Raw genomic sequence first — 13,260 nt, 5'->3', positions numbered from 1 at the left:
GGGCATCGCCTGAACAATCCTTGGTCGTAATGGACCGAGGGATAGTCGCTGATCCCGCCCCGCCGCCTCACTCACATTTTTGTTATCAGGCGCTATGAGTTGTCCCGCAGCATCTGGATGATGCCGGAGAAATCGACGCCGCCATGCCCGGTCGCCTCGAATTGGCGGAACAGGTCGCAGGCCTGGGCGCCCAGCGGGGTCGTCATCCCGACGCTGGCCGCGGCTTCCTGGCTCAGGCCCAGGTCCTTGGCCATCAGCGCGGTGGCGAAGCCCGGCTTGTAGTCCCGGTTGGCGGGGCTGGCCGGGACCGGGCCGGGCACCGGGCAATAGGAGGTCAGCGCCCAGGACTGGGCAGAGGACTTGCTCGTCACGTCGAACAGCGCCTGATGCGAAAGGCCGAGCTTCTCGGCCAGCACGAAGGCCTCGGCGGTGACGATCATGGTCGCCGCCAGCATCATGTTGTTGCAGACCTTGGCCGCCTGGCCGGCCCCGGCATCGCCGCAATGCACCAGGGTGCGGCCCATCGCGGCGAGGATGGGCTGGGCCTTGGCATAGGCCTCGGCCGGGCCGCCGACCATGAAGGTGAGGGTGCCGGCCTCGGCGCCCATGGTACCGCCGGAGACCGGCGCATCGAGCATCGGCCGGCCGACGGCCGCGGCCACCTCCCGCGCGGTCGCCACGTCGATGGTGGAGCAGTCGATCAGGATGGCGTCGGGCTCGACCGCCGCGGCCATCCCCTGCTCGCCCAGCCAGGCGGCGCGCACGTGCTTGCCGGCCGGGAGCATGGTGATGACGAAATCGGCCCGGCTGGCGGCCCCGGCGGCGCTGCTGGCGGCGGCGGCGCCGGCGGCGGTGACCGCGGCCAGCGCGGCGGGCATGAGGTCGAAGGCGGTGACCTGGTGGCCGGCCTTCAGCAGGTTGCGCGCCATCGGCCCGCCCATGTTGCCGAGCCCGACGAAGCCGATGCGTGCCATTCTTTCCTCCCCATGGTGTCGCCCCCGCGGGCAGGGCCGGCCGGGGCAAGGGGCCAGTGTGCCGCGCCGGGGCTGATCCGGCCAGATGCGGGGATCCGGCGCGGCAGCGCGCGGCCCTGGCGGCCCGGATGGCGCGGCGGCCGTCCCTGCGCGTCAGCGCTGCGGCCGCCCCCGTGCATCAGCCCAGCGGCTGCAGTCCCGGCCGCCCGGCCTCGATGATGAAGCGGCCACGATCCTCCCGCGCCGCATCGGGCCGGGTGACGGCGGCTACGGCGCGGAAGCAGGTCTCCAGCCGCTCCGGTCCGGCCGCGTGGAGGCAATAGCCCCGCCGGTTGTTGAAGAAGCGGATATGCGGGTTGCGCGCCAGGATGGCTGCGGTGGCGGGCAGTTCCTCCGTCCCGTCGCCGGTGCTGGTGATGCTGGTGGCGGTGACTTCGCAGGCGATGGGTGGACCATCCTCGCGCGCCTGGACGTCGCCCGCCCAGGCATTATGGACGTCTCCGCTGAGGATTACGGGGTTGGCGACGCGCCGCGCCGCAAGGCCCGCCAGCAGCCGGGCGCGGGCGGTCGGGTAGCCGTCCCACTTGTCCATGGAGATGCCGCCATTGGCCAGGATGCGGGGCATCAGCATCACCTGCTGCGCCAGCACCTGCCAGGTGGCATCCGAGGTGCCGAGGTTGCCGAGCAGCCAATCCTCCTGCGCCTGGCCGAGCATCTGCGCCCCGGGCCGGGCGACCTCCGGGCAGGCGGGGCCGTTGATGTCGCCGCAGGGCTGGTCGTCCCGGTACTGGCGCGTGTCCAGCACATGCAGGTCGAGCAGCCGGCCGAAGCGCAGGCGGCGATGCGCGAGGACATCGGCCCCCCGGGGACGCTGGGCGCGGCGCAGCGGCATGGCTTCCCACCAGGCCTGGAAGGCGGCGGCGCGCTGGGCCAGGAAGGCGGCTTCCGGCATGGCGACGGGATGGCGGGTGCTGCGGCCATCGGCCTCGCTCCGGGCTCCGGCCCAGTTGTTCTCGACCTCATGGTCATCGAAGGTGACGATGAAGGGGTGGGCGGCATGGGCAGCCGCCAGGTCCGGGTCGGCGTGGTATTGGGCATAGCGCTGGCGATAGTCCTCCAGCGTGCGGCACTTGCCGCCGGTATGGCGGCGGATGGCGGGGCCGAAGCCGCCTGGCTGGCCGGGCGCTCGGCCGGCATATTCGTAGATGTAATCGCCGTAGTGGAAGACGAAGTCGATCTCGGCCTCCTCGGCCACATGCCGCCAAGGCGTGAACCAGCCGTGTTCCAGATGCTGGCAGCCGGCATTGATGAAGCGGATGGGCATGGCCGCATCCGGGGCAGGCGCGGTGCGGGTGCGGCCCACGGGGCTCGGCATGCCATCGGCCTGGAAGCGGTACCAATAGGAGCGGCCGGGCCGCAGGCCACCGGCCTCGGCATGGATGGCGAAGCCCTCCCCGGCATGGGCAAGCTCCCGGCCCCGGGCGGCGATGCGTTGGAAGCCGGGGTCCTCCGCCACCTCCCAGCCGACCTCGATCCTGGCATCCGGCGCCATGCCGCCCAAAGGGGCCAGCGGCTCCGGTGCCAGTCGGGTCCAGAGCACGACCCCATCGGGCCAGGGATCGCCGCTGGCGACGCCCAGGGTGAAAGGGCCGAAGGGCTGGGCAGCGCGGGACCTGCAGGCGGTGACCAGGGCCGGCATGGCCAGCAGGGTGCGGCGTGGCAGCATGGCGGCAGGATGCGCCCTCAGCCGAGGCGATCCAACAGGCGTCGCAGCATCTCGCGCTCGGCCGGGCTGAGGGTGGCGGCGATGCGGGCATCATGCGCCAGCACCCTGGCCGCCAGCGCGGCCTGGCGACGGCGGCCGGCGGCGGTGGCGGCCAGCCCGTTCGCCCGGCGGTCGCCGGCGACGGCGATGCGCCGCAGCAGGCCGTCGCGTTCCAGCGTATCCACGAGGGCGGTGATGCGCGACCGCGCGAGTCCCATGACCTGGCCCAGCCGGGTCTGCGGCAGCCCGGGATTCTCGCAGACCAGGGTCAGCGCGGCGAATAGCGGCGGGGTGCAGCCGGTGCCCGCCAAGCTCGCCTCGAAGTCCAGCATCTGGGCGATCTGCGCCCGGCGCAGCGCATAGCCCAGCAGGCGGTCCAGGACACCGAAGCCGATGTCCTCCGGATGGCGCTCGAAAGACATGGTTTCCTGCGTTGGTTCTGCGGATATATTGTTATCGGGCAGAACAATCGGCGGCAAGGAGGCGGCGCATGCGGGTGCTGGTGATCGGCGGAGGCATCGGCGGCCTGACCACGGCGCTGGCACTCCATGCCGCGGGCCTCGAGGTCGAGGTGCATGAGGGCGCCGGCGAGGTGCGGCCGCTCGGCATCGGCATCAACCTGCAACCCCATGCGGTGCGGGAGCTGACCGAGCTGGGCCTGGGCGAGGCGCTGGCCGAAACCGGCGTGGCGACGCGGGAGCTGGTCTATGCCAACCGCTTCGGCCAGGTGATCTGGCGGGAGGATCGCGGCCGCGCCGCCGGCTACCATTGGCCGCAGTATTCCATCCATCGGGGCCGGTTGCAGATGCTGCTCTGGCAGGCGGCGCAGGCCCGGCTGGGCGCCGGGCGGGTCCGCAGCGGCCATCGGCTGGTGGGCTTCACCCAGGATGCCGCCGGCGTCACCGCGCAATTCGCCGGTGGCGACGTGGCGCGTGGCGACCTGCTGATCGCCGCCGATGGCATCCATTCCGTGGTGCGGCGCCATTTCGCCCCGGCGGAGGGGCCGCCGAAATGGAACGGCGCCATCCTGTGGCGGGCGACCAGCGAGGCGCCGGCCTATCTCACCGGCGCCTCCATGGTGCAGGCGGGCAGCCATGACCAGAAATTCGTCGTCTATCCCATCGCCGAGCTGCCGGATGGGCGGCGGCTGACCAACTGGATCGCCGAGTTGCGCTTCCCGGCCGACCAGCCCTGGAACCGGGAGGACTGGAACCGTCCGGGCCGACTGGCCGACGTGCTGCCCGCCTTCGAGCGCTGGGACTTCGGCTGGCTCGACGTGCCCGGGCTGATGCGTCGATGCGAGGCGGTCTATGAATTCCCGATGGTCGACCGGGATCCGCTGGAGCGCTGGACCGATGGCCGGGTGACCCTGCTCGGCGATGCGGCGCATCCGATGTATCCGATCGGCAGCAACGGCGCCTCCCAGGCCATCCTCGATGCGCGGCGGCTGGCCTGGCACCTGGCCGGCAAGCGCTGGGACGATGCCCTGGCGGCCTACGAGGCGGAGCGGCGGCCGGCGACGGCAGCGCTGGTGGCGGCGAACCGCGGCCTCGGGCCCGACCTGGTGCTGGAGCTGGTGCACCAGCGGGCGCCGGAGGGGTTTTCCGACTTGCACGACGTCATCAGCCAGGCTGAGCTGGAAGGCACCGCCAGCAACTACAAGAAGCTCGCCGGCTTCGACCCGGCGCTGCTGAATGCGCGGGAGAGCTGGAGCGTCACACCGGAACCTCGCCCGGCGGCTTGAGCGCCGAGAGGACGAAGCTGCTGCGGGTCTCCTTCACGCCGGGCATCCGCAGCAGCGCCTTCAGGGCGAAATCCGCATAGGCCTCGAAATCCGCGGCCAGGACGTGCAGCAGGTAGTCCATCTCGCCGCTCATCGTATAGGCGGCGAGCACCTCCGGCCGTTCGGCCAGCGCCTTGTGGAAGCGCTCCACCACCTCCTCGGCATGGCTGTCGAGCGCCACCATGACGAAGGCCTGCAAGGGCAGGCCGAGCCGGGCCGGGTCCAGCACCGCGCCATAGCGGGTGATGACGCCGGCATCCTCCAGCCGCGTCACCCGGCGCTGGCAGGGGGTGGCGGAGAGGCCCACCTGCTCGGCGAGAGCGACCACCGGCAGGCGGCCGTCGCGCTGCAGGGCGCGCAGGATGCGGCGATCGATGGCATCGAGGGTGATGGTGGATTTCGCCATGTGCCGGCCTTTCGGGAGAGCTTTCCGCTACACTCTAGCCGATCTGCCGCGAACTTTGCCGGAAACCGCTCCTGCCGCGGCGCTATCCTGGCGCCAGGATGGGAGGCTCGCATGGATGGGCTGATCGAAGGGCTGCCGGCCGGGCTGCGGGGCGACTACACCGGGCTCAATGGCGGTTTCACCACGGCGCAGCCGGCCTATGCGCCGGCCGATCATGCGACCTGGCGCAGCCTCCACGCCCGGCAGGCGGCGCTGCTGCCGCGCCATGCCGCGGCGGCCTACCGCACCGGGCTGGACCGTCTGCCCTTCGCCGCAGGCATCCCGGATTTCGCCCGATGTTCCGTCCTGCTGCGCGCCGCCACCGGCTGGGTGCTGGTCGCGGTGCCGGGGCTGATCCCGGATGCGGCCTTCTTCGGCCACCTCGCCGCCCGCCGCTTTCCCGTCACCGGCTGGATCCGTAGGCCGGAGGAGCTGGACTACATCGTCGAGCCGGATGTCTTCCATGACGCCTTCGGCCATGTGCCGCTGCTGACGCAGCCGGATTTCGCCGATTTCCTACAGGCTTATGGCAAGCTGGGCGAGACCGCGGCCCGGCTCGGCGCCCTGAAGCCGCTGGCGCGGCTCTACTGGCACATGGTGGAATTCGGGCTGATCCGCGAGGGCGGCGCGATCCGGGCCTATGGCGCCGGCATCCTCTCCTCCGCCACCGAGACGCGGCATGCGACCGAGGGCGATGCGCCGCGCCGGCTGCGCTTCGATGTCCGCCGCGTGCTGCGCAGCGACTACCGCATCGACAGCCTGCAGCCGACCTATTTCGGCATCGACGACTATGCCGAGCTTTTCGCCATCATGCCGGCCCTGCCCGGCCTGCTGGCCGAGGCACGCGATGCCGCGCCCATCCCGCCCGGCGCCGCCGCGCCCGGTGACCAACCCCTGTAAGGAGACGCCGCATGGACATCCCTCCCGACCGTACCCCGCTCGCCGGCGTCGTCTCGGACGCCAATCCGATGGGGACCGATGGCTTCGAATTCGTCGAATTCACCGGGCCCGACCTGCCGGTGCTGGAGGCACTCTTCGCCCGCCTCGGCTTCCGCGCCGTGGCCCGCCATCGCAGCAAGCAGGTGACGCTCTGGCGCCAGGGCGACGTGAATTTCATCCTGAACGCCGAGCCGGAGAGTTTCTCCAGCGCCTTCCAGAAGGTGCATGGGCCTTCCGCCTGCGCCATGGCCTTCCGCGTCGCCGATGCGGCGGCGGCCTATGCACGCGCCATCGAACTGGGTGCCAAGCCGGTCACCGGCAAGGTCGGGCCGATGGAGCTGAACATCCCGGCGATCGAGGGCATCGGCGGCTCGCTGCTGTACTTCGTCGATCGCTACGGCGCCCGCGGCAGCATCTACGACGTCGATTTCCGCTGGCTGGAGGGAGCCGACCCGCGTCCCCTGGGCAACGGCCTGACGGTCATCGACCACCTCACCCACAACGTCCTGCGCGGCCGGATGGACGTGTGGTGGGCCTTCTACGAGAAGCTCTTCAATTTCCGCGAGATCCGCTACTTCGACATCGAGGGCAAGCTGACCGGGCTGAAGTCGCGCGCCCTGACCTCGCCCTGCGGCCAGATCCGCATCCCGATCAACGAGAGCAGCGACGACCGCTCGCAGATCGAGGAATACCTGCGCGCCTACAACGGCGAGGGCATCCAGCACATCGCCCTCGGCACCACCGACATTTTTGCGAGTGTCGAGGGCATGCGCGCGGCCGGCATTGCTTTCATGGATACGCCGGAGACCTACTACGAGCTGCTGCCGACGCGGATGCCGGACCTCGCCGCCGAGGAGATCGACCGGCTGCGGCGCAACCGCATCCTCACCGATGGCGCGCCGACGCCCGAAGGCGGCCGGCTGCTGCAGATCTTCACCGGCACGGTCATCGGGCCGATCTTCTTCGAGCTGATCCAGCGCAAGGGCGACCAGGGCTTCGGGGAAGGCAATTTCCGCGCCCTGTTCGAAAGCATCGAGCTGGATCAGGTCCGGCGGGGCGTGCTCAGCCTCACCTGATCATTCGGCCGCGGCGGCGGCCTGCGGCGAGGGTGCCAGGCGGAAGCCGGGATAGCCCTGGGCGGCGATCTCGGTGCATTTCTCCCGATAGGCACCGACGCCGCCGATATACGGCATGAAGACCCGCGGCTTGCCCGGGATATTGGCGCCCATGTACCAGGAATTGGCCGCCGGATAGAGCGTGCGGTCGGCCACCTCGTTCACGTGCTCCACCCACCGGTCCTCGGCCTCCCGCGTCGCCTCGATGGTCTCGAGGCCACGGGCGCGGAGATGCGCCAAGCACTCCGTCAGCCAGTCCACGTGCTGCTCGATCGAGACGATCATGTTGCTGAGCACCGAGGGGCTGCCGGGGCCGGTGATCATGAAGAGGTTGGGGAAGCCGGCCGTCATCAGGCCGAGATAGGTGCGCGGGCCATCCTCCCACTTCTCGGCAAGGCCAAGCCCGTCGCGGCCGCGGATGTCGATGCGGGTCAGCGCGCCGGTCATGGCATCGAAGCCGGTGGCGAAGACGATGGCATCGACTTCAACATCCTTTGGGACCTCGCCATGGCGGGTGCGGACGCCCTTGGCCGTGATGGCCTCGATCGGCGCGTCGCGCACATCGACCAGGGTGACGTTGTCGCGGTTGAAGGTCTCGAAGTAGTCGGTATCGACGCAGATGCGCTTCGTGCCGATGGGATAGCCCTTGGGCGCCAGGATCTCGGCGACGGCGGGGTCCTTGACCAGGCCACGGATCTTGGCGCGGACGAATTCGGCGGCGGTATCGTTAGCGTCCCGGTTGGTGATGAGATCGGCGAAGGAAGCCATGAAGGCGGTGCCGCCGCGGGCCCAGCGGGCCTCGTACTCAGCTTGGCGTTCCTCGGGCGTCACCTCCAGCGCGGATTTCTCGTTCAGTCCGTAGAGGATGCCGGTGCGCATCATCCGGGCCTTGGCCCGATGCGCCTCGTAGTCGGATTTCCACCAGCCCTCGTAGTCCGCATCCATCGGCGCGTTGCGCGAGGGGATGCTGAAATTCGGCGTGCGCTGGAAGACGGTGAGGTGCGCCGCCTGGCGGGCGATGACCGGGATGGCCTGGATGGCGGAAGACCCGGTGCCCACGACGGCGACGCGCTTGCCTGCGAAATCCACGCCCTCATGCGGCCAGTGGCCGGTGTGGTAGGTGGCGCCCTGGAAGGTCTCCAGCCCGGCGATCTCCGGCAGCCGGGCGGAGGACAGGCAACCGGTCGCCATGACGCAATGCCGGGCGATGACATGGTCGCCGCGGTCGGTCGTCACGGTCCAGCGGTTGGCCGCCTCGTCGAAGGTGGCGCTGGTGACCTTGGTCTCGAAGCGGATGTCGCGCTTCAGGTCCAGCCGCTCCGCCACGTGCTGGGCGTAGCGCAGGATCTCCGGCTGGGCGGAGAAGCGTTCCGACCATTGCCAGTCCTGCTGCAGCTCCGGCGAGAAGGAATAGGAGTACTGCATGCTCTCGACGTCGCAGCGGGCGCCGGGGTAGCGGTTCCAGTACCAGGTGCCGCCGACGTCGGTGCCCTGCTCGAAGACCACCGCGGACATGCCGAGACCGCGCAGCCGGTGCAGCATGTACATCCCGGCGAAGCCGGCGCCGACGATGACGGCATCCACGTTTTGGGTCTCGGGCATTGGACGGTCTCCGGGCCTGATGGCGCTCTGGTTGGTCGATCTTGGTCCCTGGAGGCAAGGCGACACGCCGGGGCCCGGCCTGTCAACCTTTGCGGCGCCGGGGGCTTCGGGCAGTCTGCCCCGATAAGGAGAGCCCGAATGCCCGAAGCCGCCCCGCTGCGCATCCTGTCCACCCTGGCCGTCATGGGCGTGCTGCAGCAGGTGATCCCGGCACGGGAGGCGGCGACCGGCCGGCGGGTCGAGGTCCTCTATGAACCGACGGCGAAGCTGCTGGAGCGGATCCGCGCCGGGGCGCCGGCGGATCTGGCCATCCTGACGGCGGAGGCGGTGGATGCGCTGGTCGCGGATGGCACGATGCGGCCGGGCAGCCGGGTGGATGTGGCGGTCTCGGTGATCGGCGTGGCGGTGAAGGCGGGGGCGCCGCGGCCGGATATCGCAACGCCGGACGCCTTCAAGGCCGCGCTGCTGGCGGCGGGGAGCATCGGCTATTCGCGGGCCGGGGCGAGCGGGATCGTCTTCGCCGGGCTGATCGAGCGGCTGGGCATCGCCGCCGCGGTCAATGCCAAGGCGACCATCATCCCGCAGGGCTTCACCGCCGAACTGGCGGCGAGCGGGACGGTGGAGCTGGCAATCCAGCAGGTGAGCGAGCTGATGGCGGTGCCGGGGGTGGATATCGTCGGGCCGCTGCCGGAGGCGCTGAATGTCCGGGCGGTCTTCTCCGGCGGGGTCATGGCCGGGGCGGCCGGCGATGCGGCGGATTGGCTCGGCTGGCTTGCGGGGGCAGCGACGCCGGCGGTGCTGCGGGCGAAGGGGCTCCTGCCGGTCCGCTAGAGGGGAAGGGCCGAAGGCCCCTCCCCTTCGCCTCAGGCGGCGGCCTCGCCCAGCATCAGGCTTTTCCGGGCCAGTTCCAGGGCGCCGGTGCGGGACTTCGCGGCGCCGACGAAGCGGCGCAGGTGGACGAAGACCGCATCCTCGATGCCCGACTTGGCCGCGAGATCCTCCGCCTGCAGCCCGGCCCAGGCTTCCGGCAGCGGCATCCGCTGGTCGAAGGAGCCGGGCTCCGGCGGCACCGTATCCACCATCCAATTGCCGTTGGAGGCGGGGGAGACGGTGAACAGCACCGGCAGGTCGTGCGAGAAGACCACGTTCTTCCAGGGCATGCCGCGGTCGAGCACCAGGATGCGCGGCTCCTCGCCGGCCTTGTGCGCCGCGAGGACGCTGGCCTCGGCGGCGAGGCGGGCGCGCAGGCCTTCGACCCGGCGGCGCAGGATGCCGGCGACCATGGTCGCGGCTTCGAGGAAGGCGGCATCGCCGGCGGTCGGGCCGCTGCCCGCCGGGTCGTCCCAGGTGGGGTTGAAGTCGCCGACCAGCGCGGCCAAGCCGAGGTTGTCACGCCGGACCGGGCCATCGGCCGCGACGCCGTTGTCGTTCTCGTCGATCCGCCGCACGACGCTGTCGTCGAGTTCCGCGGCGATGGCGGCGGCGAAGGCAGCCGAGCCGCTGTCCCGCAGCAGCGCGGCCACCGCCCGCTCGCCGTGGAATTGCCAGATCAGCCCGGCGGAGGAGAAGGGCGTCCCATCGGGGCGCAGCGGCGCGCCGCGCTGGTGGTGGTCGAAGCGGTTCGCCTCGGCATCGAAGGTGAAGCCGACGTCCCAGACGATGTCGGCGGTCTCGATAAGCTCCGCCTTGCGGGTGCGCAGCAGCACATGGTCCTGGCCGGGCTCGCCCAGGCCGAGCGCCAGGCGCAGGACGGCATAGGCGAAGACCTCGTCGCAATGGAACTTGCCGCTATGGGTCGCGAGGATGGGAAGCCGCTGGTCGACTGTCATGGTCTGGATCCGATGTGTCCGTGATGGGCGCGGCCGTGGCGCCTTTGGCGCAGTGCCTACCCCGGCGGGAGACGGGCGTCGATGGTGCCGCGCATTGCCGCCCGGCGCCGGCGATGCCTAGGCTGCGGCAAAACCGAGGAAACCGGCCATGAGCGACAGCCCCTACCCCACCGACCTCTTCGCCGGCGAGGTCGCGCTGGTGACCGGCGCCGCCTCCGGCATCGGCCAGGGGATCGCGCTCTGGCTCGGCCGCTGCGGCGCGACGGTGGTGGCGAGCGACCTTGATGCGGTGCGCGGAGCGGCGACGGTCGCAACCCTGCAGGCGGCCGGGGGCAAGGCCGTCTTCGTGGCCGCCGACCTCGCCTCGCCGGAGGGCCATGCGGTGCTGGCCGAGGCGGCCTCGGCCGCCTTCGGCCCGGTGGCGATGCTGGTCCATAGCGCCTCCCCGCCGCGGCGGGAGGCGCAGACGGTGGGCGGCGTCACCCCGGCGGATTGGGATGCGATGGTGGATACCAACCTGCGATCCGGCTTCTTCCTGGCCCAGGCACTGGGGCAGCGGATGGTGGCGGCGAAGCTGCGTGGGCGGATGCTCTTCGTCGCCTCGCTCCATTCCTATTCGCCGCGCAACCTGCCGCACTACAGCGCCGCCAAGGCCGGCCAGGTGGCGGTGGTGCAGGAGTTGGCCCGCTACTTCGGCGCGGCCGGCATCCGGGTGAATGCGGTGGCGCCGGGGGCGGTGCCGGGCGGCGGCTTCCAGGGGGATTTCGCGGCGCTGGCGAAGCGGGTGCCCATGGGCCGCGTCGGCAGCCCGGAGGATGTGGCACGGACCGCCGTCGCGCTCCTGTCCGACCGCTGCATGCCCTATGTCACCGGCGCCTTCGTGCCGGTGGATGGCGGGCTGGTGCTCAGCAACTGGATCGACAGCGCCAGCGCGATCTAGCCTTTGCGCTGCGGCGGAATTCTCCCCTAGCCTGCCCAGGCCCGCAACAAGCGGGTCGGCGGGCCCCTGGCCCGAACCGTGATGGGGCAGGGAGACATCCATGGAATTCACGCGACGCACGGCCCTCGGGCTGGCGGCCACCGTTGCGCTCGGCAGCGGTGCCAGGGCGCAGGCGGCGCCGCCGATCCGCATCGGCGTACTCTCCGACATGTCGGGGCCCTACCGCGACATCAGCGGGCCCAACTGCGTCGTCACCGCGCGGCAGGCGGTGCAGGATTTCGGCAACCGCGGCTTCGCGGTGGAGATCATCCAGGCGGATCACCAGAACAAGGCCGATGTCGGCGTCAATATCGCCCGGCAATGGTACGACCAGGGGGTGGACGCCATCCTCGAGGTGAACAACAGCGCCATCGCCCTGGCGATCAACGCCATGGCGCGGGAGAAGAACAAGGTCCACCTGAACAGCGGCGGTGCGTCGAGCGACCTCACCGGCCCCGGCTGCTCGCCTAACATGGTGCATTGGACGACGGATGCCTGGGCCAATGCGAACAGCACCGCGGGGGCGCTGGCCAAGGCCGGGGCGAAACGCTTCTACTGCATCACCGCCGACTACGCCTTCGGCCATTCGGTGCAGCGGGAGGTGACGCGCATCGCCCAGGCCCATGGCGGGCAGGTGGTGGGGGCCAGCGTCTATCCCTTCCCGCAGACGACGGACTTCTCCTCCTTCCTGGTCACCGCGGCCTCGCTGCGGCCGGATGTCATCGCGCTCTGCAACGCCGGCACGGACATGATCAACTGCGTGAAGCAGGGCCAGGAATTCGGCCTGGAGGGGCGCAAGATCCGGGTGGCGGCGATGATCGGCTTCATCGCCGAGGTGCATACGCTGGGCTTGGTGCAGGCGCAGGGGCTGACCATGACGGAAAGCACCTATTGGGACCTGAACGAGCGCACCCGGGCGCTGACCGGGCGGCTCAAGGGCAAGATGGCGAACAACCACTATCCGAACAGCGTGCAATTCCAGGCCTATTCCTGCGCCCTGCACTACCTCAAGGCGGTGGAGAGCATCGGCGTGGCCCGGGCCAAGGCGAGTGGCCTCGAGGCGGTGGAGGCGATGAAGCGGCTGCCGACCGACGACGATGCCTTCGGCCCCGGCAGCGTCCGGGCGGATGGGCGGAAGCTGCACCCGGTCTACCTGTTCCAGGCGAAGACCCCGGCCGAAAGCAAGGGGCCCTGGGACTACCTGAAGCTGGTGGCGACCACCCCGGCGGACCAGGCCTTCCGGCCGCTCGCCGATGGCGGCTGCCCCTTCATCCGGGCCTGACCGGCGGCCACCCGCATAACGCGACATCGAATCGTGCATTGGTTGCCATGCACCATCGCCAGGGCTGCATTGCACGATGGATTACGATTTGAATTTGACGAACCACGACCGACATGGGGTAAATAGCAGCGTTGGCGGAGCATACCGCTCCGTCGCCGCGGGATTTGAACCATGCAGCTTGCACCGCGTCACCAACCGCTAAAGCGCCACCTCTCCGCCCGTTGCGGGATGCGCTGTCGGCGCTGAGCGCCGCCCTGCCTTCCCTGCCAACGATGCGAAAGAGATCCCCATGCTGACGTCACGCCCCATCGAGGTGGACGGCCGATTCCTCGGCGTCGCCGTCTCGGATGCCGCCGCCTGGCGCTTCGTCGCCACCGACCCCGTGGTCGAGGATATCGACGGCGCCCGCTTCCCCAATCCGGCCGAGGCGGCGCGCGTCGCCCGGCTGGTGGAGCGGCGCAACCGCCACGTCCCCGAGCCCCGATGATCCACCTGCTGTTCCGTACCCTGCTGGTCTGGGCCGTGCTGCTTGGCGCGCTGACCCTCA

At 70.5% G+C, this 13,260-nt stretch carries 13 protein-coding genes; 7 read left to right on the top strand and 6 right to left on the bottom strand.

The window, feature by feature from the left end:
- Nucleotides 1-92: 92 nt before the first annotated feature.
- The 3 genes from mmsB to AC0IW9_RS10020 form a co-directional block, all read right to left on the bottom strand.
- Nucleotides 93-974, bottom strand: coding sequence for a 3-hydroxyisobutyrate dehydrogenase (gene mmsB, locus AC0IW9_RS10030; RefSeq protein ID WP_471648091.1), 882 nt, complete (start codon nucleotides 972-974; stop codon nucleotides 93-95).
- Nucleotides 975-1,152: 178 nt separating this feature from the next.
- Nucleotides 1,153-2,700 (bottom strand): alkaline phosphatase D family protein, encoded by a 1,548-nt coding sequence (locus AC0IW9_RS10025; protein WP_471648090.1) that lies wholly within the window; start codon nucleotides 2,698-2,700, stop codon nucleotides 1,153-1,155.
- A 17-nt stretch (nucleotides 2,701-2,717) separates the two neighbouring features.
- Nucleotides 2,718-3,161 carry a MarR family winged helix-turn-helix transcriptional regulator gene (locus AC0IW9_RS10020; protein WP_471648089.1) on the bottom strand — a complete coding sequence of 148 codons (444 nt, stop codon included), beginning with the start codon at nucleotides 3,159-3,161 and terminating at the stop codon, nucleotides 2,718-2,720.
- Nucleotides 3,162-3,229: 68 nt separating this feature from the next.
- On the opposite strand from AC0IW9_RS10020, the gene AC0IW9_RS10015 reads away from it, so the two are divergent.
- Nucleotides 3,230-4,483 (top strand): flavin-dependent oxidoreductase, encoded by a 1,254-nt coding sequence (locus tag AC0IW9_RS10015; RefSeq protein WP_471648088.1) that lies wholly within the window; start codon nucleotides 3,230-3,232, stop codon nucleotides 4,481-4,483.
- On the opposite strand, the gene AC0IW9_RS10010 is transcribed toward AC0IW9_RS10015, so the two are convergent.
- Nucleotides 4,455-4,928, bottom strand: a complete 474-nt coding sequence (locus AC0IW9_RS10010) for an Lrp/AsnC family transcriptional regulator (protein ID WP_471648087.1) — start codon at nucleotides 4,926-4,928, stop codon at nucleotides 4,455-4,457. The two genes, AC0IW9_RS10015 and AC0IW9_RS10010, sit on opposite strands and share 29 nt — an antisense overlap.
- Nucleotides 4,929-5,039: 111 nt before the next feature.
- Here AC0IW9_RS10010 and phhA point away from each other — a divergent pair, with 111 nt between their 5' ends.
- Both phhA and hppD read left to right on the top strand, forming a co-directional pair.
- A complete protein-coding gene (gene phhA, locus AC0IW9_RS10005; protein WP_471648086.1) occupies nucleotides 5,040-5,867 on the top strand; it encodes a phenylalanine 4-monooxygenase in 828 nt (275 codons plus the stop codon).
- 11 nt (nucleotides 5,868-5,878) lie between these two features.
- Entirely contained in the window at nucleotides 5,879-6,982 is a 1,104-nt protein-coding gene (gene hppD, locus AC0IW9_RS10000) for a 4-hydroxyphenylpyruvate dioxygenase (protein WP_471648085.1), read from the top strand.
- Here hppD and AC0IW9_RS09995 read toward each other — a convergent pair whose 3' ends face one another.
- Complete coding sequence (locus tag AC0IW9_RS09995) at nucleotides 6,983-8,623, bottom strand: flavin-containing monooxygenase (RefSeq protein ID WP_471648084.1); 1,641 nt, start codon at nucleotides 8,621-8,623, stop codon at nucleotides 6,983-6,985. It abuts the gene before it with no gap.
- A 138-nt stretch (nucleotides 8,624-8,761) separates the two neighbouring features.
- On the opposite strand from AC0IW9_RS09995, the gene AC0IW9_RS09990 reads away from it, so the two are divergent.
- A complete protein-coding gene (locus AC0IW9_RS09990; RefSeq protein WP_471648083.1) occupies nucleotides 8,762-9,454 on the top strand; it encodes a molybdate ABC transporter substrate-binding protein in 693 nt (230 codons plus the stop codon).
- 32 nt (nucleotides 9,455-9,486) lie between these two features.
- On the opposite strand, the gene AC0IW9_RS09985 is transcribed toward AC0IW9_RS09990, so the two are convergent.
- A complete protein-coding gene (locus tag AC0IW9_RS09985) occupies nucleotides 9,487-10,452 on the bottom strand; it encodes an MYG1 family protein (protein WP_471648082.1) in 966 nt (321 codons plus the stop codon).
- A 148-nt stretch (nucleotides 10,453-10,600) separates the two neighbouring features.
- Here AC0IW9_RS09985 and AC0IW9_RS09980 point away from each other — a divergent pair, with 148 nt between their 5' ends.
- The 3 genes from AC0IW9_RS09980 (at nucleotide 10,601) to AC0IW9_RS09970 (ending at nucleotide 13,200) form a co-directional block, all read left to right on the top strand.
- Complete coding sequence (locus tag AC0IW9_RS09980; RefSeq protein ID WP_471648081.1) at nucleotides 10,601-11,392, top strand: SDR family NAD(P)-dependent oxidoreductase; 792 nt, start codon at nucleotides 10,601-10,603, stop codon at nucleotides 11,390-11,392.
- A gap of 100 nt (nucleotides 11,393-11,492) precedes the next feature.
- On the top strand, nucleotides 11,493-12,713 hold the full coding sequence (locus AC0IW9_RS09975; RefSeq protein ID WP_471648080.1) for an ABC transporter substrate-binding protein: 1,221 nt from the start codon (nucleotides 11,493-11,495) through the stop codon (nucleotides 12,711-12,713).
- A 289-nt stretch (nucleotides 12,714-13,002) separates the two neighbouring features.
- Nucleotides 13,003-13,200, top strand: a complete 198-nt coding sequence (locus AC0IW9_RS09970; protein WP_471648079.1) for a hypothetical protein — start codon at nucleotides 13,003-13,005, stop codon at nucleotides 13,198-13,200.
- Nucleotides 13,201-13,260 lie beyond the last annotated feature (60 nt).

This window comes from Belnapia sp. AC561, assembly GCF_979252845.1.
The sequence above is the reverse complement of the archived record's forward strand: the minus strand, read 5'-3'. Positions and strand labels throughout refer to the sequence as shown.

Bases quoted from the DNA above. Each gene is read 5' to 3' on its own strand.
- AC0IW9_RS09985 (WP_471648082.1), bottom strand. From the start codon at position 10,452: ATGACAGTCGACCAGCGGCTTCCCATCCTCGCGACCCATAGCGGCAAG.
- hppD (WP_471648085.1), top strand. From the start codon at position 5,879: ATGGACATCCCTCCCGACCGTACCCCGCTCGCCGGCGTCGTCTCGGAC.
- AC0IW9_RS09970 (WP_471648079.1), top strand. From the start codon at position 13,003: ATGCTGACGTCACGCCCCATCGAGGTGGACGGCCGATTCCTCGGCGTC.
- AC0IW9_RS09995 (WP_471648084.1), bottom strand. From the start codon at position 8,623: ATGCCCGAGACCCAAAACGTGGATGCCGTCATCGTCGGCGCCGGCTTC.
- phhA (WP_471648086.1), top strand. From the start codon at position 5,040: ATGGATGGGCTGATCGAAGGGCTGCCGGCCGGGCTGCGGGGCGACTAC.
- AC0IW9_RS09990 (WP_471648083.1), top strand. From the start codon at position 8,762: ATGCCCGAAGCCGCCCCGCTGCGCATCCTGTCCACCCTGGCCGTCATG.
- AC0IW9_RS10010 (WP_471648087.1), bottom strand. From the start codon at position 4,928: ATGGCGAAATCCACCATCACCCTCGATGCCATCGATCGCCGCATCCTG.
- AC0IW9_RS10015 (WP_471648088.1), top strand. From the start codon at position 3,230: ATGCGGGTGCTGGTGATCGGCGGAGGCATCGGCGGCCTGACCACGGCG.
- AC0IW9_RS10025 (WP_471648090.1), bottom strand. From the start codon at position 2,700: ATGCTGCCACGCCGCACCCTGCTGGCCATGCCGGCCCTGGTCACCGCC.
- AC0IW9_RS09975 (WP_471648080.1), top strand. From the start codon at position 11,493: ATGGAATTCACGCGACGCACGGCCCTCGGGCTGGCGGCCACCGTTGCG.
- AC0IW9_RS09980 (WP_471648081.1), top strand. From the start codon at position 10,601: ATGAGCGACAGCCCCTACCCCACCGACCTCTTCGCCGGCGAGGTCGCG.
- AC0IW9_RS10020 (WP_471648089.1), bottom strand. From the start codon at position 3,161: ATGTCTTTCGAGCGCCATCCGGAGGACATCGGCTTCGGTGTCCTGGAC.
- mmsB (WP_471648091.1), bottom strand. From the start codon at position 974: ATGGCACGCATCGGCTTCGTCGGGCTCGGCAACATGGGCGGGCCGATG.